Here is a 20203-nt window from a genome sequence, read left to right on the forward strand (position 1 = left end):
GCGCGCTCATCGTGGCTTGTGCGCCTTCACCAGGCGCATGGGGAACGCGGGCATCATCGTGTCGAAGCGCTGGAACGCGCGAACGTCGTCGACCCAGAAGCCGGCCTCGGAGAGCGCCGCGAGGGGATCGCGGTTCCAGTTGCACCCCTGTTTGTTGATGCGCAGCCAGAGCGGGTTGCCGAGATCCATCAGGAGCCCCGCGACCGCTCCCCCGCTGCGCACGTGCTCGAGCGCGCGAAGCTGCCCGCCGCCGCGCAGCACGCGAAACGCCTCCGCGAGCACGCGCGAGGTCGACGCAACGCTGCACAAGACCAGGCAGATGACCACCGTGTCGAACGACCCATTCGAGAACGGCAGGTTCATGCCATCGCCTGCCATCGCGTGGATCTTTCCAGACGTCCTCTGCGCTTTGGCGACGGCGCGCTCGAGAAAATCTTCCTCGGGCTCGATGGCGTCCACGCGGGCGCGCTCGCCGTAGTAGCGAAACATCGAGCCGGTGCCGCACCCAATCTCGAGGATGCTCCCCGCGAGATCGCCGACCAGCTCGCGCCGGACGTCGGCGTAGCCCTGGGCGTCGGCTTTTTCGTTGAACAGGTCCAGAAACTCCGCCCGCGAGTGCTGTTTCTGCATCCGCAAAACCTCCGGGCCGTTCCGAACGAAGTGGGCAATCGCTTTGAGCATGTGCGGCATTCTACCGGAGCCCGCCGCGCGAAAAGGAGCAAGATCGGTCAAGCACGGCGGAAGCGGATGGCGTACGAAAAGGGCTCCAACCCACCATGAAGCTCGATACCTCGAAGACGTACCGCGAGCGGATTCTACGGGTGTTGGTCCATATCCAAGCGCACTTGGACGGGCCTCTGAACCTCGAGGATCTGGCAAAGCTGAGTCACTTTTCACCGTACCATTTCCACCGCGTCTTTCGGGCGCTGGTCGGGGAGTCCGTGCATCGATACGTACGGCGGCTGCGACTCGAGGGCGCTGCGCTGAAACTCAAGCAGACGGATCAGAGCGTGCTGGAGATCGCGCTCGGCGCGGGCTACGAGACCCACGAGGCCTTCACGCGCGCGTTCCGAGCCATGTTCCGCGTTGCGCCTTCGGCCTTTCGCGCGCGCCACGCGCTGATTCGGTCGGAGCGAGGACCGGCGCTCGGGCTTGGTGGTGGGTTTGCCAACGACGAGGAGAGCATCATGAACGTGACCATCCAACGAATCGAACCCCTGCGCATCGCCTTCATCCGCCACGTCGGCCCGTACGACCGGGTCGGCGAGACCTTCCAGCGCTTGCTCGCGTGGGCCGCGCCCCTCGGCCTGCTCGGCCCCAAGGTGACCATCTTGGGCGTCTCCCACGACGATCCCAGCATCACCCCGGAGGACAAACTCCGCTTCGACGCCGCCTTGGTCGTGGACGCGAGCGTGCAGGCGGACGGCGAGGTGGGCGTCGGCGAGCTCGCCGGCGGAGAGCACGCCGTGGCGTGCCACCGCGGCAGCTACCAGGAGCTCGGCAAGACGTACAATGCCCTCTACGGCGAGTGGCTCCCCACCAGCGGACGCGAGCCGGCCGACCATCCACCCTTCGAAATTTATCTGAACGATCCGGAGACCACGGAGCCCGACGAGCTGCTCACGGACATCTACATTCCGCTGAAGGAGCGCGCCGTATGACGAGCCCGAGCAAGACGAACAAGACCGATTTGTACAGCGACTTCAAACACGAATACGTCTCCCCGCGTCGCCCCGCCTTCATCGATGTATCGCCCGCGCGCTATTTGTCGGTGGGCGGGCGGGGCAAGCCGGGGGGCGGCGCGTTCGAGGACGCGACGGGCGCCCTCTACTCCGCGGCCTTCACGACGAAAATGATGCTGAAGGCCAAAGGTCGCGATTATACCGTTTGCAAGCTCGAGGCGCTCTGGTGGATCGACGGCGGCGCGCCGTTCGAGAAGGCGGCGGACGACCAAGTCCATTATACGCTCCTGATTCGCACGCCTGACTTCGTGGACGACGGCGCCCTCGGTGAGGCGAAAGAGGCGTTGCGTCGAAAGGGCAAAAGCACGGAGCACACCGAAAAGGTCGAAATCGAGACCCTCCAGGAGGGGCGCTGCGTGCAAATGCTCCACGTGGGCCCCTACGCCACCGAACGCGCGACCCTCGACGAAATGACCTCCGCGTCGCGCAAAAATCGCCTCGAGCTGTGCGGGCGGCACCACGAGATCTATTTGTCCGATCCCCGCCGCGTGCCGCCCGAGAGCCTAAAGACCATTCTGCGCCATCCCGTGCGGGCGATGATCTGACCTCCGCGGCGCCCGGCGATCCGACGGCCATGGCGCGCGCCGCGCGATCGCGCGTCAAGGGTGCGCGCGTGAAAAGTCCATAACCCAGTTGGTCTCCCACGTCTGGCCATCGTCCGAGGAGAAAGCTTGCTCCCAACGTGGATGATCGGTGCTCGTGCGCGACCAGATGAAGCGAACGCGAATGGGCTTCCCCTCGAAGGTATCTCGCCCCTCGAAGGTGCCTCGATCCCCGGAAAATGCCCCGACCACCGGCGGCTCGAGGACACCTGTGCGGCTGTTCGCCCAATAGAGGGCCCACGCTTTCGTGGTGCGATTGAAGAAACGGAACGTCATTCCGACGAAGCCTCCATCGAAGTCCGTTCGAAACTCGTCTTCGTTCCCGAAACCATCCAGAATCGGCCGCGTCACATGGGTCGCGGAGAATTCGTCCCAAATGTCCGAGCCCTTGAGCCGCTCGCGCAACCGGCGGTTCTCGACCGTCCAGCTGCCCATCAGAAAATCGAAATCACGCGCGCCGTCTTCGCGCGGTTGCCCCATCGTGGCTCGATCCATCGCCGTGCTTCCTTTCGTGTTCGTCCGGTATGCGATGGGTAGCTGCGATCTAGGTCACGACCGATCCTAATTCGAACGAGGGGTGCGCGGATTTACCTCCAAGAGCATGCCGATTCGAATCTTCCGCGTTTTCTTCGAACGCGTGGCGTTCGCGAATACGAGCTCTCCGACCGCCTCGAGCCCCGCGCGCCGGTTAGATCTTCAACGCCTTCTTCAAACGCTTGGCGTCGGCGAACATATCGACATTGGTGAAGACGTAGGTCGCATCGAGGTGCTCGGCGGTGCGCGCCAGATCGGCGAGGCGCTCGATGGCCGGATCTTCGTAGCGGCTTTTGTGGCCTGCGGGGCCGGGGAGACGGTAGTAGGCGACCTTGCCTTGGGCGAGGCCTTGTGTGAGGGGATCGCGGGCGGCGATGGCGCCGGCGTCGTCGGCGAGGGTGGCGGCGTCGTCGGGGTTCCAGCTGGGCGGCGCCTCCCAGACGATGCGGTCGAACTTCTTTCGCACGCTGCCGAGGAACTCTTTGATCATCGCCTTGTTCGTCCGGCCGCTGGAGAAATCGGGCGGCGCGATGAACACGGCGGTGGTGGCGACGAGCTCCTTGCTCACCTCGCGCAGCGCCTTGAGCGCGCTCTCGGTCACCTTGCCGCTGCGAAAACCCTCCTGACCAATTTCGCGCGGCGCCTGCACGCTAAAGACGAAGCCCTCGGGCGCCTCGCGCCGCCAGCGGCGGATGGTGCCGGTGCCGGGTTGGGCCACGTGCGTCTCCTGCACCTCGACGAATAGAAACTCCTTGAAGTACCGCGTGGCCGGGACTGGAAAGCCCGCGCACCCTAAGGTGATCGCTCTGTCCTTGGTGCGCTTTTCCATGTGCGCGGCGAGAGGCTACCACAGTTCCTCCGCCGACTCGTCGCGGGCCACCGGATGCCCCAGGACGCGCAATGCCAGACGTTGCCCTACACGTCGCGCAACCGCGCGAAGGGCGTCATCGTGACGGATGCCCTCGGAGACCAAACCCGATGCGCGCGCGCCGCCCGCAGGATCGAGGGCGCCCTCGCCCTGCGCCGGCGCGCTTTGCACGACATTGAAGGCGCGAACATCGCCGGTGTCGGCCTCGTGCGCGCCGCCTTTGACGCGAACGATCCAGGCGCGTGCCAAAATGCCGACTTGGGTAGCGCGCGCACGCGGGACGTGCCCGCCCGGTGATTCGGCGGAGGCGATGCCCTCGCTCACCTCGTCGGCGCGAAGCACCTCGACCTCGACGCGCGGATAACCCGTGCCCGCGGCCAGCGCGCCCTCGCGCGCGAGCGTGGCGCGAAGGCCCGCCACCACCTCGTCGTTGGCCACCGCATCGGCCACGCGCGCCGATGCGAGGACCACGGCATAGCGAGCCTCGCCCGGTTCGGCGTAGAGCGCGCGGTAGCCGCACCCCAGCGCGCCCGCCGCGGCCGCGACGCCCAGGGCGAAGGACGCGATGAACGCGACCGAGACGGTGCGGCGCGCGCGGGTGCTCATCCCACGATCAGGTTGATGATCTTCCCCTTCACATAGACGAGCTTCCGCAAGGTCTTGCCCTCCAGCTGCGCGGCCACCCGAGGCGCGGCGAGGGCCGCGGCGCGGGCGGTCGCCTCGTCGGCGTCGACGGCCAGCTCCACGGTGCCGCGAAGCTTGCCGTTCACTTGAACGCCGATCTCCACGACGTCGTCCTTGACCAGCTCCGGATCGAAGACCGGCCACGGCTCGTTCGCCAAGGAGGCCGATCCGCCGAGGCGCTTCCACAGCTCCTCGCCGATGTGCGGCGCGAAGGGCGAGACCAAGAGCGCGAGCTGCTGCGCCGCCTCGTGCGGCACCTTGGGCAGGCCGCCGAGGTGCTTGGTCAGGATCATCATGGCGCTGATGGCGGTGTTGAAGCGAAGGCTCTCGATGTCCTCGGACACCTTCTTGATCGTTTTGTGGACCTGCCGCTTCGTCTCCAGCGCGTAATCGGCCGGATCGCGCGATAGAGGCGCCGCGGCGCCCGTGCACACGTTCCAGGTGCGCTCGAGGAAGCGGCGCACGCCGTCGATGCCGCTGGTCTGCCAGGGCTTCATATGCTCGAGCGGCCCCATGAACATTTCGTACAGGCGGAGCGCGTCGGCGCCGTGCTCGCGGACGATGTCGTCGGGGTTGACCACGTTGCCGCGAGCCTTGCTCATCTTTTCGGCGACGAGGGTCACCTCCACGTCCAGGGTCTTGTGAACGGTGCGCCCGTCCTTTACCTGCACGTCGTTCTCGGTGGCCCAGCGCTCCTCGAGGATGTCGCCGGTCTTGCTCCCGAGATGGATCTCGCCCGTGTCCTCGTCCTTCACGATGGCCGCGCCGCCGGGGTGCACCTGCGTGGGATCGGCCTTGCTCGTGTAATAGCGGTACGAGGTGCCCAAGATGATCCCTTGGTGCACCAGCCGGGTAAACGGCTCGCTATGCTTCACCAGGCCGATGTCGTAGAGCACTTTGTGCCAGAAGCGCGCGTAGAGCAGGTGCAGCACCGCGTGCTCGGCGCCGCCGATGTACAGGTCCACCGGCATCCATGCGTCGTAGGCCTCTTGGCTGAAAATGCGCTCCGTGTTCTTCGGATCGGGGAAGCGCAGGTAGTACCAACACGAGCCAGCCCACTGCGGCATGGTGTTCGTCTCGCGGGCGTACCACTTGCCGTCTCTTTGAAAGAAGCGCCACTCGGGGATGCGCGCCAAGGGCCCCAAGGGATCGTTGCCGGGGCGGAAGTCCTCGAGCTCGGGGAGGCGCAGCGGCAGCTCGCTCTCCTCGACCGCGATGGGCTGATCGTAGCGAATGGTGTACAAGGCCCCGGGCTCGCGGGGGTTGCCGCTGGTCTCCACCGGGAAATAAATGGGAATCGGCTCACCCCAATAGCGCTGGCGCGAGAAGACCCAGTCGCGCAATCGGTACGTGACGCGCGCGCTTCCCTTGCCGTTGGCCGCGAGCCACTCGGTGACCATGCGGCGCACGTCCTCGCTGGGGGTGCCGTCCGGCACGTTCAGATGGGCGCGGACCTTGTACGCGACGCCGTCCTCCACATAGGCCGCCCGCTGCACGTCGACCACGTCGTTGCTCCCCGGCTTGGCGGCGACGACTTGGATGATCGGCAGTTGGTACGTCCGCGCAAACTCGTGATCGCGCTCGTCGTGGGCGGGGACCGCCATGACGGCGCCGGTGCCGTAGGTGCCAATCACGTAATCCGCGACCCAAATGGGCAGTCGATTGTCGTTGAGCGGGTTGTTGGCGTAGGCGCCCAAGAACACGCCCGTCTTCTTCTTGGTGAGATCCGTGCGGTCGATGTCGCTCTTCTTCTTGGCGGCTTGCACGTACGCCGTCACCGCATCGCGCTGCTCGGCGGATACGAGCTCCGCCACCAGCGGGTGCTCGGGCGCCAGCACCACGTAGGTGGCGGCCGAGAGCGTGTCGACCCGCGTGGTAAAGACAGTGATCTTGGCGCTCTTGCCCTCCACCGTGAAATCGGCGAGCGCGCCCTCGCTGCGGCCGATCCAGTTGTGTTGCTTGGCCTTGGTCTCGGGCCAGTCGAGCGCGGCCAGATCCTCGTCGAGGCGGTCGGCGTACTCGGTGATGCGCAAGAGCCATTGGCGCAGCGGCAGGCGCTCGACCGGGTGATTACCACGCTCGCTGCGCCCGTCGATCACCTCTTCGTTCGCGAGCACGGTGCCGAGGGCCGCGCACCAATTGACGGCGATCTTCTCCTGAAACGCCAATCCGCGCTTGAAGAGCTGGAGGAAGATCCACTGCGTCCAGCGCACGTATTCGGGCGAGGTGGTGTCGATTTCGCGCGACCAATCGAAGGAGAAGCCCAGGCTCTTCAGCTGGCGCTTGAAGTTCGCGATGTTGGCCTGCGTGGTGTCGCGCGGATGGGTGCCGGTGGCGATGGCGTGCTGCTCGGCGGGCAGGCCGAAGGCGTCCCAGCCCATGGGGTGCAGCACGTCGAAGCCGCGCATCCGCTTGTAGCGCGACACGATATCCGTGGCCGTATAGCCCTCGGGGTGACCGACGTGAAGCCCCGCGCCCGACGGGTAAGGAAACATATCGAGGATGTAGAGCTTGGGCTTTCCGGGGTGGCGTTCCGCACGGAAGGTGCCGTGATCGTCCCAATAACGCTGCCAGACGGGCTCGATGCTGGCCGGATCGTAACTGTCGGTCATACGGTGGATTTATCATCGAACATGTAGCGTTGCGCCACATATTCCGCGCCCGCGGAGCGCGTCTCCTTGGCCTTTTCGGCCTTTCGGGCGAGGCGCGCGGCCCGGTGCTGGCGCGCCGGCTCCGATTCACCCGTGCCCTGCGCCACCAGGGCGAGCGCTCGCGCCGGCTCCTTGACGTAGTGTTCGTAAAGCTTGGCAAGCTCGAGCCGCACCCGGTCGCAGTCGATCTTCTCGGACAGCGCCGCATAGTCGAGCAGGGCGCGCGCCCGATCGCCGCGCGCCTTGGCAATCTCCGCGCGGACGCGCATCGACTCATGGCCCGCGCCGCGATCGATGGCGGTTTGGGCGGCGGCCATGGCCCCATCCATGGCGCCGGCGCGCTTGAGCGTTCGCGCCACACCCACCAGATCCTCGGGGTCGAGCTGGCTGCCCTCGAGCGGCTCGCCGTAGAGGCCAACCAGCGACGCCATGGTGACCACGTCCCACGCGTTGTGCTCGACCACGCGCATCAGGGCGCTCGTATCGCCCGTGCGCTGAAAATGCCAATAGCAGGCGCTCACGTCGGCCGAGTCCACGTCGTTCGCGCGCTCGAAGCCGAGGATGTCGCGCTCGATGGTGGTGAGGCGGCAGGCGATGCCCCGCGGGCGATGGAGGCGGCGGGCCACGTGGAGCAGATCGAGGTGCGGGGTGGCGCCGGCCTCGGGGACCTCGGCCCGCGACAGGACGAAGCGGGTGCGCAGCAGCGGCATGTCGAAGGCTTTGCCGTTGAAGGTGACCAGCATGGTCGCCTCGCGCAGGCGTGCGGCGACCCGCTCGAGCATGGGCGCCTCCTCGCCGAGCTCGCGCACGAGCAGCTGCTCCACCACCAGGGCGCCATCCTTCCAAAACGCAAGCCCTACGAGAAAGGCCACGGTGCCGGTGCCGCCGCTGAGGCCCGTGGTCTCGGTGTCGAGGTAGAGCGCGCCGCGGGGATCGCACGACTGGAGCGAGGGGTCGAGCGCAAGGAGGGCGAGGAGCTCGGCGCTGGCCTCCCGCGCGGGAAGAAGCGGGGCGCGGCCGGTGCGGTGCGAGGGGGAGAGGCGGAGGGTGCGGACGTGGAGCGGGCCGCGGGGGGTTTCCTGGGTGACGAAGGGAAGATCCTCGGTGTCGACGGCGCGCGGCGGCGGGATGGCTGCGCCGAGGGGGCTGCGCTCGAGGATGGCCGTCATTTTGGCGCGCAGATCGTCGAGAACGGCGGACTTTTTGGGGGCTTGGGGCGCCGGGTCGAGCTCGGGCTCGGGGGAAGCCGGCGCGGGGGACGGGCTCGGGGCGAGCGGGAGCGAGGGCAGAGAAGGGTGCGTTTGGGCGGCGCGCGCAAGCCTCGAACGGAACGACACGGTCGCTACTGTATATCCGTCCAGTTATTTGACCAAGCCTCTTGACGTGCGCATGCGCTTGGACTTAAGGCGGCGCCGGATTGAGGCCGCGCGCTCGAGGGCGGACGCAGCCCAATTCGGCGCTCGATCGGCCGCCTCGTCGCTCGATCGGCCCGCCTTCGGCGCTAAACTGAGAGCCATGAGCGCGGCGGCCATTTCGTATGCCCATCAGCCCCTTCCGATGGGACCGCACACCGAGGGGCGCGTCGTTCTTCACGGTGTACCGTGGTGGATGTATGTCGCGCTTCGGGACTCGCTCGATTCGAGCGGGTCGGGCGTGCGCATGACCTACTTAGATGGAGAGCTCGAGCTGATGAGCCCGTCCAATCTGCATGAGGAAGCAAAGACAATCATTGCCCGCCTCATTGAAATCTGGGCCGTCGAAAAGATGATCGACTTGCGCGGTTTTGGCAGCACCACCTTCCGCAAAGAGGCCAAGCGCGGCGGTCTTGAGCCCGATGAATGTTACAAGCTCGGCCCCATCGAGGGAGACGGTGTTCCCGACATCGCCATCGAGGTGAATGTCTCACGCTCCCACCTCAACAAGCTCGAGGTCTACCGCCGTTTGGGTGTATCCGAAGTTTGGGGGTGGGAGTCGTCCACCAAGGAGATCGTCATCCATCGCGCCACGCCCGAAGGCTACGTGCAAGCGTCTGCGAGCGTTGTCTTGGCGGACTTGGACATTGCGCTGCTCGCCCGGTTCGTTCGGCCCGGCGAGAACCAGACGCAGCTCTCGATCGCATACCGAGACGCTCTACGCGAGACGTGAGCGTCCATTCCATCACGGAAGCTCGTTGATGCCCACTGGCTGCACGTTGTCGATGACCGAAGGGTCATGACTCCCCGCCTCCCCGGCCTTGGCCTCGGCCGCGACCGAGCTCGCGCTGATGTACCCGATCGGCCCGCCGGCGACCGTGGTGATGAAGACATCGACGGTTCGTTCATCGCCCGCGCGAAGCGGCTTTGAAAGCACGCACTCGAGGATTTGCGGCATCAAGGGGTCCGGATCGGCGAGGAGCAATTTGCACCCGCGGGGGACCTTGCTTTCGACGAAGTTGCTGAAGAACGCCGAGACGTACACGAGGCGAATCGGTGCGCGTGTGGCATCGGGGCCCTGATTGCCGACCACGAGCTTTTGACGCTTCACGTCCCCCGGCGCGACCGAAGGCACGTCCCACGAGAGATAGACATTGGCGCTGTATCCGGTGGCCGCGGCGCTCGAACGCTCCTCCGATTCGAGGAATTGAACGTAGGGTGCCACCCAGTTCGTCGTGAAATTCTGCTCGGTGTCGATGCGCTCGTCCGGTGACACGATGGCGCCGCCATAGGTCATACCGACGAGCGTGGCATGGGTCGTCACCAGGTGAAATGTCAAGGTCACGCGGTCATCCGGGCCTAGGCCCGCAGGGATTTTGCAGTCCACGATCTCGGGGATCAGCGGATCCGGATTTTCGTACGCATAGCTGCAGCCCGCGGGGAGCGACGCCCTCCGGTCGAAGTTGACGAAGGTCGGCGTGACATACACGAAGCGCGATTCGGCCCGCGTCGGGGCGCCGCGGTTGGTTATCACGAAATCCTGCGTGGTCCCCTCCCCCGGCGCGGCGGACGCAATCGTCGAATAGAGCTCCAAATCCACGCGCCCCGGCGCACCGAGCTCGCTTTCGCGGCTCATGAGCGCATCGAGCTCGCGTTCATGGCCCGCGAGCGTATCGAGCTCGCCCTCGCCACCTCCCGTACCGTTGGTGGCCGACTGCAGCGAGCACGCCGACGGCACGCCAAGGAGCACCGCGAACGCGGCCATGGCCGAAGCCTTGCCGTATCGAATGGTCATCATGGTTCCCCCCGAATCCGTGAATCGTCGAAGACGATATGCGTCTTCCAATCCTTCGAAAGCAAGCATTGGTCATGCCGCCTTCGACGACGGATTTGGATTTCGAAGTCGTTCGATGTCACACCGCCAACCGCGGTGCAAAATGCACCATGCGTATCGGAAGAGCGACGCGCGAGGAACGAAACGACTATCCCGCGTGGGACTTCAACGATGCCGCGAGGCGCACCGCGGAGGTGCCCAGCCCCGTGGGCATGAAGGACCGATCGCGCGGCGCGGGCGGCGCACTGGGGGAGAGCGCGGCGCGGGAGCGACGGAGCTCGGCCTCCGTGTAGCGCGCGCACCGGCGGTGCCATTCGAGGATGCCGGACATCCAGCTTTGAAGGTGCTCGGCGTGTTGGGTGAGGATCGCGCGGACGGGTTGTTCGAGGCCGAAGTCATCGAACATCGCGGGCAGGTCCCGGCTCACGATGAGCTCGAATTGTTGCATGCGCAACTTCATGAGCTCCGCCACGATGTCGCGGGCCCTGAAGCGATCGACGTCGAGGAAGTGCTCGATCACCAGCACGATGTTGTGAAGCTCGCCCTCGAACTCCACCTCTTTTTGGTAGGAGAACAAATCGTTGGTGAAGCACGCGTAGTCCTGCGCCGCGGTCTCCATTTCGTGCATGACGCGCGTTTGGGAGAGCTCTCGCGGCACCACATCGAAGTGGGCCAGCTTCGCGAGCGTGAGGGTGAAGTCCGATCCAAATGTCTTGCGGCGCATTTCCACGTAGTCGATGGGATCGGGGATGCGGTTTTGCGCTTGGTTGGCGAGCTCCCAGAGCCAGCTCGCGGTCATGTCCTCGATGGTCTCGCGAAACTGCAGCCGGGCCTCGTCCTTCATCGGCTTCACGGTGCGGCGCCAGAGATCGGCGAGGCCGCGTTCGATGGGGTTCGTCGGCTCGGGGGTGACCCCGCCATCGAGCGGCATGAACGCAGCGAGTCGGGTGTTGGCGACCTTGGCGGCGGCGAGGTTGCGCGCGGCCCCGAACACCCACGGAAAATAGTCGTCGCCGTAGGTGCCCCACGCGAGCCAGTCCGATGACAGCTGGAGCTGCTCCAGATGGGCGTCGGAGTGGATCATGGCGGCGCAGTGGGCGAAATCGAACCCAATGAACCGCCGCTCGTCCCAAATGCCGCCGCGCTCGACGCCGGGCACCGAGTCGAACATGCCCATGCTCCGCGCCCAGCCCACCGCGTCCCGGCGCGCCGCATGGATATGCGGGCTGGTGCGGAAAGAAAACGGCATATACAGCTCCGGCAGCTGCAGATGGCCCACCACCGCAAAAGGCTCGTGGGCGTGCTGCTTGGCCCGTCGCACCAGACCGAGGCTCGGCAGCCGCGTGGCGGAGGTGCCGATGCCGGTGGGACCGGGGAGCGCGTACGAGGGCTCTTTGACCGCGCCCTCGTTCATGTAACGGCTGGAGCGCGCGTGCCACTCGTGCCCGCCCGATTGCCAGTCTTGCAGGCCTTTGACATAGGCCGCCACGGCGAGCTGCTCGTTCGGGGGCACCGCGTGATCCGCGAACAGGGCTGGAACCTCGGTCAGCGCCGTGTTCTCGAACTGCTGCAAGCGGGAGGTGAGCTGATCGTTCACCAGCTCCGCGGCCTCTTGCGTGCTGCAATCGAAGAACCGCTCGAACACCAGCACCGCGTTGGAGTTCTCCCCTTCTTCCTGCACCTCGCGCTGGTACGAAAACAGATCGTTGCGCAGGTGCACGGCGTCGGAGAACGTGTCGCGCAGGACCTCCATCGGGCGCGAGGCTGCGATGTTCGCCGGGACCTCCGCGCCCACCGCAAACTCGACCAAATTCGCCGACCAGGGCGCGCCCCCCACCCTTCGCCGCATTTGCACGTACTCGATGGGGTTGGCAATCCGGCCAAGCTCGATGTTGTGGAGCTCCCACATCGACTCCACCATCAAATTGTGCGACGTGGTGATGAAGCGTTCCCGCCATGCACCCGACATGGCCGGCGTGGTGCGCGCCCAGAGATCCTTTAGGCCGGCCTCCGCGGGGTTGGTGGGCTCCGGCGACGTTTCTCCCTCGCGGATCATGAAGCGCTCGAGCTGATCCAGGTACTCCTGCCCGCCCCGGACATTGCGCGAATATTTGAAGTGCTCGAGGAAGTGATCGTCGAAGAAAAACACCCAGACGTACCAATCGGTGATCAAATCCAGCTTGGCACCATCGCAATCGGGATGGGTATACGCGCACATGAGCGCGTAATCCATTTTGGCCAGCTGCTCCTCGGTCCACACCACCCCGCCGCCGGGCTTGGGGGCATCGAGCATCCCCATTTCCTTGGCCCACGCCATGGTGTGCGCGCGGGCGCGCTCCAGGTTCGGGTTGAGCCTCGCCGGATACGGCATATAAAACTCGGGCAGTTTGAACGCCTGCATGACGATGCCTCCGCACCCTTGGCCGGCCGGCCGCGGGATTCGTGCATTGGGACTTTGCGACATCCAACCGAGCGATATCCCGTTACCGTGGGCGGTTCGGTTTCGACCGACTGCGTAACATCTCTTGCGCACCGAAGTCCAGCCCCAGAGCACATTCGTCCCGCGCGCGATGCGCGATTTACAACGCGCACCCGCGATGTGCAAAAGCCTCGATCGCGATACGCAAAGCGCCAGCTCGGGAAAAACTAAGGGGTGGGCTTGAGCACGCCGTTGGCGTCGCGTTTGAGAGGGTGCGGCTGCTTGGGCAATGGAGCGCCGGGCGCCTGGGCGACCGAAACACCCTCGTGCCAGTCGGGCGGCGCGATGGCGACGAACCGCGCAAAGCCGCCGGTGCCGCCCTCCGGCTTGGCATAACCGATGGATACCAGGGCGCCCGCCTCGGGGACCTTGTCCAGGTTTGCGACACCCTCGGCCTGTGCGAAATGGTTATGCATCAGCCACGCCTCGCCCTCGAGGGTGGGGGTCGTATCGGTGTCGAGCGGCTCGTGGCCGTGGAAGAGGATCTTGCGCTCGAGGTGCAGGAGCTTGAGCGCATCGAGCTTGATGCCCGGAAAAGGCGCCACGGCGAATCGCTCGACCTCATTCCACTTCTTGTACCAGTCGGAGCGGATCATCACCACCGAGCCCTCGGGGATGGTGCCATGCCGGCCTTCCCATGCTTTGATATCGTCGACCGTGCAGTGGTAGCCGGGATCTTTGGCGACCTGCTCGTGAATGTCGATGACGACCAAGGGGCGCACGGAGAACGTGGGCGGCAAATCGCTGATGGTGGCGCCGTATTCGTCCCAATGCGCGGGCGGATCGAGCTGGGTGCCGTATTGATCGGTGGTCAATTCGTAGCTCGATGCGATGAAGCCATGTTGCTTGTACGTAAACTCGTCCCCGGGCTTGATGAAGTCGGGAATCCCCCGCCCGGCGACGGTGGGCTTGAACTTGGCGGCGCCGAAGCCTGGCCACACCGGGATGGTGGGATTGAAGGCGTGCGTCAAATCGATGTACTTTGCTTGCTTGAGCCGATTCTCGTAAATATCCCACAAGCCTTGCTTCGCAGGCGGCTCCTTCTTGTCGCACGAAGCGGCGAGAGGCCATGCTGCCAATAGAACCAGGGATGCGAGGCGCGTGGATCGGGTCATTGGGGTGACGATGACCGTAGCACGGCGGTCACGTGGCCCGGCCGCGCGCATGGCGGCGGAATGCGATGCCGCGCGGCGAGAGGCGATAGCCCGTCTCCAGGCTCTCGGTGAGCCCGAGCTCCTTCAATTTGCGGACGTCCAGCTTGAACGATGGGGGATCGCGGCCAATGGCGGCCGCGAGCTCGGCGGCGCGGGTGCCCTCCGGGTGGGTCGCGATCACCTCGAGCACCGCGTGGGTCCACGGACCGCGGCGACTGGCCGCGTCGAGCCGCGCGAGCCTTCGTACCAGGGCATCCAGCTCCTCGTCGTCCATGGTGGCTCGGGCGCGCAGGGCGATGCGGGGATCGGCGCCCGCGACGCGAAGGTGGATGCAATAGATCGTGCCAGGGCCATGTGCATCGAGCTCGGCGAGCAGCGCGTCGCGATGGTCGTAGCCGGCCGCGCGGGCATCGTCATCGGTGATCGCGCGCGGGGAGACTTCGTCGACCCGGTCGATGGCGAGCTCGCCCGCTTGGGTCCGCAAACGCCCCCCGGCTTTGACGCGGGCCCGTTCCCACCGTCGGTAGGCGCGATCGATGGTCCCCGCGACCAAACCGTCCAAGATGCGTTGCTTCAAGAGCATGGCAGAAGTTTACGCGAACCATCTGCGCGAGGACGCCCACCTCGGTGATGCCCGCACGCGCCGTTCTTTTTTTGATCACCTGCAGAACCCTCGGTGTCGAACGGGGATATGAGCATCATCGACTTTACGAAAATCCGTCTTGGTCCTGCGAGCTTGGGACTTCTTCTTACCGCCGGCGCCCTCGGCACGACCGCGTGCAAAAACGACGATGGAGCACCGACGAACGGCAAATTGGGCCGAATCCAGGTGACGAACACCGGCGTATCGCGCACCGACGCGTCGATGAACCAGTACGTCGCGACCGCCGAGTTCATCGACTACGACGCGCCGGGACACCGTCCGAGTCCGACCCGTCGACCGTCTTGCGCGTCGAATGCCGCTACTCCTCCGAGGAGCAGAGAGGGCGCATTCCAGCCGCGGTGCTCAACAAATTGCCCGCGGGCAGCGCCGATTTCGCGATCTCCACCGAGAACGGCGATCTCTACTCGATGGACGCGTGGACCATGATCGTGCACCTTCACTCCATCGCCGCCCGCGAGGGCGGAAGCGCGGCCGGCAAGGCGACCTTGAAGTGAGCGAGGCTCGGGGCGTTCGTCCTATCCGCTCGGACGATCCCCGTGCTCCTCGATTCGATCGCCGCGCGCCGAGGTGAGGTCGTCCTCGGCACCGCCATCGTGCCGCAACGGCGAATGGGCCGACCATGTGAATCGATCGATCAAGAGCGGCTTCTCGTCCTTTGCGAGCGGGTCGACCAGGCCCACCGCGAACACCTCCACCCGGCCCTCGTGGTCGACGCGCAATCGAAGGAAATGGCGGTACGCGGGGCTCCCCAGCGCGGCAAAAGGCTGCGAGTGATTGAGCCCCAAGCGATGAATCATCGCCAGCATCGCCCCGAACGCCAAGCCGCTGCCCCACGTGGCCACCAGCCAGGCGATGACCATCCAAAACGTGCGCGGCAGGGCCCCGGCGCCGGTGAGGAAGACGCCCAGCCGGTCGATGATGAGCGCGACATCGACCGGCAGCATGCCCGTGAGCAGGCCAAACGCCATGGCAAACGGGATCGAGCGCCACGCGCGATGCCGGCGCCACCCGATCAGCAGCGCCGTGCCCACGGCCACGGACACGCTCATGGCGAAGGAGACCCCGAGCGCGGCCCTCGGGCTCGCGTTCACGTAGGCCAGGAGCGCCAGGGCGTGGCCGGCGGCGAAGACGGCGGTGATGAGCCACCCCGAGCCGCCGGAGGCCACGTGCCACGGCAGGCGCCCGAGCATCTGCCGCGACGCACGCGGCCCCGGAAATTCCGCGTCGATGCGGTAGGCCGCGCCGCGCGGGGAGACGCGTGCACCATGCAAGAATGCGCCTCCCCCGCCCGCCACCACGTGCAGGCTCGCGCCTTCGCTCGAGCGCTCGTAGTGGTGCACGTCGCCCGCGATGAAGAGCGTGGGGACCTGGGCGGCGTCGATGCCGATGGCGTTGAGCATCAGCGCGCCGTTCGGCCGCACCTCGCCGTAGGCGCGCGCGGGATCGGGCATCATCACGATGCGCGCGCCCGAGCTGGGCACGCGAAAATACGCCTGCTGGCGCGGATCGATGCGTTTCAGCTGGCGATCGACGGCGAAGAGCTCGAGCGACGGCGCCAGCGGGAGACGGAAATAGCTGGCGCGCTGGATCGAGGTGTAGCCGTAGAGCGCCATGGTGTCGGGCTTGTCCACGGCCACGCCGCGGCGAAAGGCGTCGGCCCAGGCGAGCACGGGGAACTCGTTGGTCACCGGGTGCAGCGCGCGCTGGCTGAGCGGCGACTCGGTCTGCTCGAAGGCGCACGGCGCCTGGCAAAGACGCGCAAAGCCGTCGAGCCCATCGTACCAGTCGTGGTTGCCGGGGATGGCCAGAAGGACGCGGGGGACCTCGTCGCCGAGCTCCTCGAGCACGCGGTTCCAGGGCTTCACCAGCCGCCGCGAGACCTCGCGCACGGTGGCCACGGGATAGGCCAGATCGCCGCCGAGGATCAGCACATCGCCGCGCGGGAGGCGCGTGCCGTCCTCGAGCTCGTAGGTGCCGAAGACCAAGCGCGCGACCGCCTCGCTCACGGACACGTCGTCCCCCGTGTCGGCCACGAAGTCGATCCAGAGATCGCGGCCCATCGCCTCGACCAGGGTCGGCGCCTTCTTCGCGCCGCGCTCGGAGAGCACGTCGGCCGCGCGCTCGATCAAGCGCGGCGGCGCGTCGGGCACCATCCACTGGCGCGAGTCGATGTTCTCCGTGGCGATGGCCGAGGCCACCAAGTGCCGGAGGTGCCCCCAGAACGCCGTGAAGCCGAACCACGCGATGGCGCGCGGCCGCCGGCGTCCGCGGGTGTACGTGCTGCGCGGTACGTCGGGCGGGGCGGGCGAAAGGCGAATCGGAGTGGAGCGCGCGGGGAGCTCGGGCTCGAGGGCGGGTGCAGCGCCGATGCCAGGTTGCGGGGGCACGCCCCGAGAATACTGTCTTTTACTCGAGGATGGCGCCGGTGTCGGCGGCGAGCGCCCGCTCGAAGAGATCGCTGAGGCCCATGGCGAGGGGGTGCGGCACCTCGTCCTCGCGGAAAAAGGCGACTTCGCGGATCTCGAGCGGGTTCACGCGCTCCTTCGCGGGGGCGCTCTCGGGCGGCTCCACCTCGCAGCGGACCAGCACATTCACGGCGTGAAAGCGGATATCGCGATCGGGGCGCGAAAAGACCCCCACCACCCGCTCGAAGACGGGATCGCTCACGCCCGTCTCCTCCAAGAGCTCGCGCACCATGGTGCTGCGCAAGGTCTCACCCCACTCGAGGGTGCCGCCGGGCATGGCCCATGTGCCCGTGTCGGCGCGGCGGATCAAGAGCCATCTTCCGTCGCGCGTGTGCGCCGCCACCACGATGCCGACCACCGGACGGCGCAGTACGTGCCGCATGATCTCGTAGAGAATCTTGAGGGCCCCTTTGGGAAGCGCGGACAGCGGTGCAAAGTTCATGTGCTGCCGTTCTACTCCACATCCGCCCTACCTTCGCGGATTTCCAGGCTGAAGATCGGGCAAGACGTGCTTAGTATCCGGCCCATGCCGACGCTCCGTCGATACACGGTTCTTCCGCGCCTCCCCGCCCCCCTCGAGCGCCTGCGCGACATCGCGCACAACCTGTGGTGGGCGTGGTCCCCCGTCGCAGTTTCCCTCTTCGTTCGCGTCGATCCCGATCTCTACGACGAAGTCTTCGGCAACCCCATCGAGCTCCTGTCGCGCGCCTCGCAGCGAAGGCTCGACGAGCTCTCCACCGACGATGCCTTCCTCAGCCACCTCGAGATGGCGTGGAGCACCTTCCAGGCCTACATGTCGCGCGAGGGGTGGTTCAAAAAGACGTACCCCGACGCTCAGAATGCGCGCATCGCGTACTTCTCCATGGAGTACGGGCTGCACCAGTGTCTGCCCATCTACTCGGGTGGTCTGGGGGTGCTGGCCGGCGATCACCTGAAGACGGCGAGCGATCTGGGCATCCCGCTGGTGGGCGTGGGCCTCGCCTACGCCGAGGGCTATTTCCGCCAGGTGCTCAACGACGACGGCTGGCAAGGCGAGCGCTATCCCATCAACGACTGGCCGCGCCTGCCCGTGCAGCCCGTGCGCACGGCCGACGGCAAGCGGCTCATGATCCGGGTCGCCTACCCCGATCGCAACGTGCTCGCCCAGCTCTGGAAGGTGCAGGTCGGGCGGGTGCCGCTGTTCTTGCTCGACACCAATGTCGAGGAGAACGCCAAGGCCGATCGCGCCATCACGGGCCCGCTCTACGGCGGCGATCAGGAGTTCCGCGTGCGCCAGGAGATCATGCTGGGCATCGGCGGCGTGCACGCCCTGGAGGCGATGGGCATGACGCCGACCGCGTGCCATATGAACGAGGGCCACTCCGCCTTCTTGGCGCTCGAGCGCATCGGGCGCTTGATGCGCGAGCGCGGCGCCAGCTTCGCGGTGGCGGGCGAGGCCAACTCCGCGGCCAGCATCTTCACCACGCACACCCCCGTGCCCGCCGGCAACGACGTGTTCCAGGCCGATCTGGTGCGCCGCTACCTCGAGCCGTACCGGGCGGCGCTCGGCATCAGCGAGGAGCAGCTGCTCGGCCTCGGCCGCGTCGATCCGCGCGACACCAAGAGCGCCTTCTCGATGCCGGTGCTCGCCATCCGCTCGGCCGACCACTACAACGGCGTGAGCGCGCTCCACGGCGAGGTCTCGCGCAAGATGTACCAGACGCTCTGGCCCGAGCTGCCCGAGCACGAGGTGCCGATTGGCTCGGTCACCAACGGCGTGCACATCGCGTCGTGGATCAGCTCCGAACATGGTGCACTCTACACGCGTTACCTGGGCCCGCGCTGGGCCGACGAGGTCGACGATGCGGCCCTCTGGGCGCGCGCGCAGAACATCCCCGACGCGGAGCTCTGGCAGACGCACGAGCACCGCCGCCACCGCCTGGTGCAACTCTGCCGTCACTGGCGCAGGCTGGCGGCCGAGCGCCGGCAGCTCGCCCCGGAGGAGGTCGAGCGCGCCGAGCAGGTGCTCGATCCGCGCGCGCTCACCATCGGCTTCGCGCGCAGGTTCGCCACGTACAAGCGCGCCACCTTGCTCTTCAGCGACATGGCGCGGGTCAAGCGGCTGCTCTGCGATCCCGATCGCCCCGTGCAGCTCGTCTTCGCCGGCAAGGCGCACCCGCAGGACAAAGGCGGCAAGGAGCTGATTCGCTCCATCGTCCACGCCAGCCGCGATCCCGAGCTCCAACGCCGCGTGGTGTTCATCGAGGACTACGACATGCGCATCGCGCGCGCCATGGTCTCCGGGGTCGACGTGTGGCTCAACACCCCCCGCCGTCCGCACGAGGCCAGCGGCACCAGCGGCATGAAGGCGGCCGCCAACGGCGCGCTGAATGTCAGCGTGCTCGATGGCTGGTGGGCGGAGGCCTGGAAGAGCCACGGCTCGGAGGTGGGCTGGGCCATCGGCCGCGGCGAAGAGTACGAGGATGGCCTGGGCGACGCGCTCGAGGCCGAGGTCCTCTACGATCTGCTCGAGCGCGAGGTGGTGCCGCTCTTCTTCGACCGCACCCCGCACGATCAGCTGCCGCGCGGCTGGATCAAGCGCATGAAGAACGCCATCTCCAAGCTGGTGCCCGAGTTCAACACGGCGCGCATGGTGCGCGAGTACACGGAGACCTTCTATGTGCCCGCCATCACCCTCTCCGAAAAGCTCCGCGCCGACAACCTGGCCGAGGCCGAGCGCCTGACCCGCTGGAAAGAAAAAGTGCGCCAAGCGTGGCCCCACGTCGCCATCCACTCCGTGGCCCTGCGCTCCAAGGAGCAACTCTATGTCGGCGAAGCCATGGACGTCGAAGCGGTGGTCGACCTCGGCGCCCTCGCCTCCGACGATGTCGTGGTCGAGCTCTACCACGGCCCCGCCGCCGCCGGCCAAGACCTCCCCCACGGCGAGGTCATCCCCATGAGCCTCGCCTCCCGCTCCCCCGAGGGCCGCCACATCTACCACGGCGCCATCCCCGCCCGCGACAGCGGCTCCCACGCCTTCGCCGTCCGCATCATGCCGCACAACACGGCGCTGACGCATCCTTACGAGACGAGCTTGGTGCGCTGGGGTTAGGCCACCATGCCGTGACGTGCGTT

At 66.6% G+C, this 20203-nt stretch carries 17 protein-coding genes; 5 read left to right on the forward strand and 12 right to left on the reverse strand.

What is annotated here, in order from left to right:
• Nucleotides 1-6: 6 nt before the first annotated feature.
• Nucleotides 7-681 carry a class I SAM-dependent methyltransferase gene (locus LZC94_23520; protein ID WXB20172.1) on the reverse strand — a complete coding sequence of 225 codons (675 nt, stop codon included), beginning with the start codon at nt 679-681 and terminating at the stop codon, nt 7-9.
• Between the two features lie 95 nt (nt 682-776).
• On the opposite strand from LZC94_23520, the gene LZC94_23525 reads away from it, so the two are divergent.
• Together LZC94_23525 and LZC94_23530 are read left to right on the forward strand one after the other, a co-directional pair.
• A complete protein-coding gene (locus LZC94_23525; protein ID WXB20173.1) occupies nt 777-1661 on the forward strand; it encodes an AraC family transcriptional regulator in 885 nt (294 codons plus the stop codon).
• Nucleotides 1658-2287: a GyrI-like domain-containing protein gene (locus tag LZC94_23530; GenBank protein WXB20174.1), complete on the forward strand. Its 630-nt coding sequence runs from the start codon at nt 1658-1660 to the stop codon at nt 2285-2287. The genes LZC94_23525 and LZC94_23530 overlap by 4 nt, the downstream gene beginning before the upstream one ends.
• A gap of 54 nt (nt 2288-2341) precedes the next feature.
• On the opposite strand, the gene LZC94_23535 is transcribed toward LZC94_23530, so the two are convergent.
• The 5 genes from LZC94_23535 to LZC94_23555 all read right to left on the reverse strand — a co-directional run bounded on the left by LZC94_23535 (nt 2342) and on the right by LZC94_23555 (nt 8418).
• Complete coding sequence (locus LZC94_23535; GenBank protein WXB20175.1) at nt 2342-2839, reverse strand: hypothetical protein; 498 nt, start codon at nt 2837-2839, stop codon at nt 2342-2344.
• A 193-nt stretch (nt 2840-3032) separates the two neighbouring features.
• Nucleotides 3033-3707: a DUF72 domain-containing protein gene (locus LZC94_23540; protein WXB10849.1), complete on the reverse strand. Its 675-nt coding sequence runs from the start codon at nt 3705-3707 to the stop codon at nt 3033-3035.
• Between the two features lie 15 nt (nt 3708-3722).
• The gene (locus LZC94_23545; GenBank protein ID WXB10850.1) at nt 3723-4352 is read right to left on the reverse strand and encodes a hypothetical protein; all 630 of its coding nucleotides are present in this window, start codon (nt 4350-4352) and stop codon (nt 3723-3725) included.
• Nucleotides 4349-7042 (reverse strand): leucine--tRNA ligase, encoded by a 2694-nt coding sequence (gene leuS / locus LZC94_23550; protein WXB10851.1) that lies wholly within the window; start codon nt 7040-7042, stop codon nt 4349-4351. Before leuS ends, LZC94_23545 begins: the two co-directional genes overlap by 4 nt.
• Entirely contained in the window at nt 7039-8418 is a 1380-nt protein-coding gene (locus tag LZC94_23555; GenBank protein WXB10852.1) for a ribonuclease H-like domain-containing protein, read from the reverse strand. The genes leuS and LZC94_23555 overlap by 4 nt, the downstream gene beginning before the upstream one ends.
• Before the next feature lie 178 nt (nt 8419-8596).
• Here LZC94_23555 and LZC94_23560 point away from each other — a divergent pair, with 178 nt between their 5' ends.
• Entirely contained in the window at nt 8597-9226 is a 630-nt protein-coding gene (locus LZC94_23560; GenBank protein ID WXB10853.1) for a Uma2 family endonuclease, read from the forward strand.
• Between the two features lie 12 nt (nt 9227-9238).
• Here the strand turns inward: LZC94_23560 and LZC94_23565 are convergent, their stop codons facing one another.
• The 4 genes from LZC94_23565 to LZC94_23580 form a co-directional block, all read right to left on the reverse strand.
• Nucleotides 9239-10291 (reverse strand): hypothetical protein, encoded by a 1053-nt coding sequence (locus LZC94_23565; protein WXB10854.1) that lies wholly within the window; start codon nt 10289-10291, stop codon nt 9239-9241.
• Between the two features lie 184 nt (nt 10292-10475).
• On the reverse strand, nt 10476-12728 hold the full coding sequence (locus LZC94_23570) for a germacradienol/geosmin synthase (protein ID WXB10855.1): 2253 nt from the start codon (nt 12726-12728) through the stop codon (nt 10476-10478).
• Between the two features lie 245 nt (nt 12729-12973).
• Nucleotides 12974-13921, reverse strand: coding sequence for a cyclase family protein (locus LZC94_23575; protein ID WXB10856.1), 948 nt, complete (start codon nt 13919-13921; stop codon nt 12974-12976).
• A gap of 28 nt (nt 13922-13949) precedes the next feature.
• Nucleotides 13950-14543 carry a hypothetical protein gene (locus LZC94_23580; GenBank protein WXB10857.1) on the reverse strand — a complete coding sequence of 198 codons (594 nt, stop codon included), beginning with the start codon at nt 14541-14543 and terminating at the stop codon, nt 13950-13952.
• A 362-nt stretch (nt 14544-14905) separates the two neighbouring features.
• On the opposite strand from LZC94_23580, the gene LZC94_23585 reads away from it, so the two are divergent.
• Entirely contained in the window at nt 14906-15118 is a 213-nt protein-coding gene (locus LZC94_23585; protein ID WXB10858.1) for a hypothetical protein, read from the forward strand.
• A gap of 21 nt (nt 15119-15139) precedes the next feature.
• On the opposite strand, the gene LZC94_23590 is transcribed toward LZC94_23585, so the two are convergent.
• Both LZC94_23590 and LZC94_23595 read right to left on the reverse strand, forming a co-directional pair.
• Nucleotides 15140-17011: a hypothetical protein gene (locus tag LZC94_23590; protein ID WXB10859.1), complete on the reverse strand. Its 1872-nt coding sequence runs from the start codon at nt 17009-17011 to the stop codon at nt 15140-15142.
• A 19-nt stretch (nt 17012-17030) separates the two neighbouring features.
• Entirely contained in the window at nt 17031-17531 is a 501-nt protein-coding gene (locus tag LZC94_23595) for an NUDIX hydrolase (protein WXB10860.1), read from the reverse strand.
• 84 nt (nt 17532-17615) lie between these two features.
• Between LZC94_23595 and glgP the strand changes: the two genes are divergently transcribed.
• Nucleotides 17616-20180 (forward strand): alpha-glucan family phosphorylase, encoded by a 2565-nt coding sequence (gene glgP, locus LZC94_23600; GenBank protein WXB10861.1) that lies wholly within the window; start codon nt 17616-17618, stop codon nt 20178-20180.
• The last annotated feature ends 23 nt before the right edge of the window (nt 20181-20203 follow it).

It is taken from the genome of Sorangiineae bacterium MSr11954 (genome assembly GCA_037157815.1).
In the GTDB taxonomy this organism is placed as follows: Bacteria; Myxococcota_A; Polyangia; order Polyangiales; family Polyangiaceae; genus Pendulispora; species Pendulispora albinea.

Excerpts from the sequence above, each read along its gene's own strand:
- LZC94_23545 (WXB10850.1), bottom strand. The coding sequence starts at position 4,352 with ATGAGCACCCGCGCGCGCCGCACCGTCTCGGTCGCGTTCATCGCGTCC.
- LZC94_23580 (WXB10857.1), bottom strand. The coding sequence starts at position 14,543 with ATGCTCTTGAAGCAACGCATCTTGGACGGTTTGGTCGCGGGGACCATC.
- LZC94_23565 (WXB10854.1), bottom strand. The coding sequence starts at position 10,291 with ATGATGACCATTCGATACGGCAAGGCTTCGGCCATGGCCGCGTTCGCG.
- LZC94_23530 (WXB20174.1), top strand. The coding sequence starts at position 1,658 with ATGACGAGCCCGAGCAAGACGAACAAGACCGATTTGTACAGCGACTTC.
- LZC94_23595 (WXB10860.1), bottom strand. The coding sequence starts at position 17,531 with ATGAACTTTGCACCGCTGTCCGCGCTTCCCAAAGGGGCCCTCAAGATT.
- LZC94_23570 (WXB10855.1), bottom strand. The coding sequence starts at position 12,728 with ATGCAGGCGTTCAAACTGCCCGAGTTTTATATGCCGTATCCGGCGAGG.
- LZC94_23540 (WXB10849.1), bottom strand. The coding sequence starts at position 3,707 with ATGGAAAAGCGCACCAAGGACAGAGCGATCACCTTAGGGTGCGCGGGC.
- LZC94_23575 (WXB10856.1), bottom strand. The coding sequence starts at position 13,921 with ATGACCCGATCCACGCGCCTCGCATCCCTGGTTCTATTGGCAGCATGG.
- LZC94_23520 (WXB20172.1), bottom strand. The coding sequence starts at position 681 with ATGCTCAAAGCGATTGCCCACTTCGTTCGGAACGGCCCGGAGGTTTTG.
- LZC94_23525 (WXB20173.1), top strand. The coding sequence starts at position 777 with ATGAAGCTCGATACCTCGAAGACGTACCGCGAGCGGATTCTACGGGTG.
- glgP (WXB10861.1), top strand. The coding sequence starts at position 17,616 with ATGCCGACGCTCCGTCGATACACGGTTCTTCCGCGCCTCCCCGCCCCC.
- LZC94_23535 (WXB20175.1), bottom strand. The coding sequence starts at position 2,839 with ATGGATCGAGCCACGATGGGGCAACCGCGCGAAGACGGCGCGCGTGAT.
- leuS (WXB10851.1), bottom strand. The coding sequence starts at position 7,042 with ATGACCGACAGTTACGATCCGGCCAGCATCGAGCCCGTCTGGCAGCGT.
- LZC94_23560 (WXB10853.1), top strand. The coding sequence starts at position 8,597 with ATGAGCGCGGCGGCCATTTCGTATGCCCATCAGCCCCTTCCGATGGGA.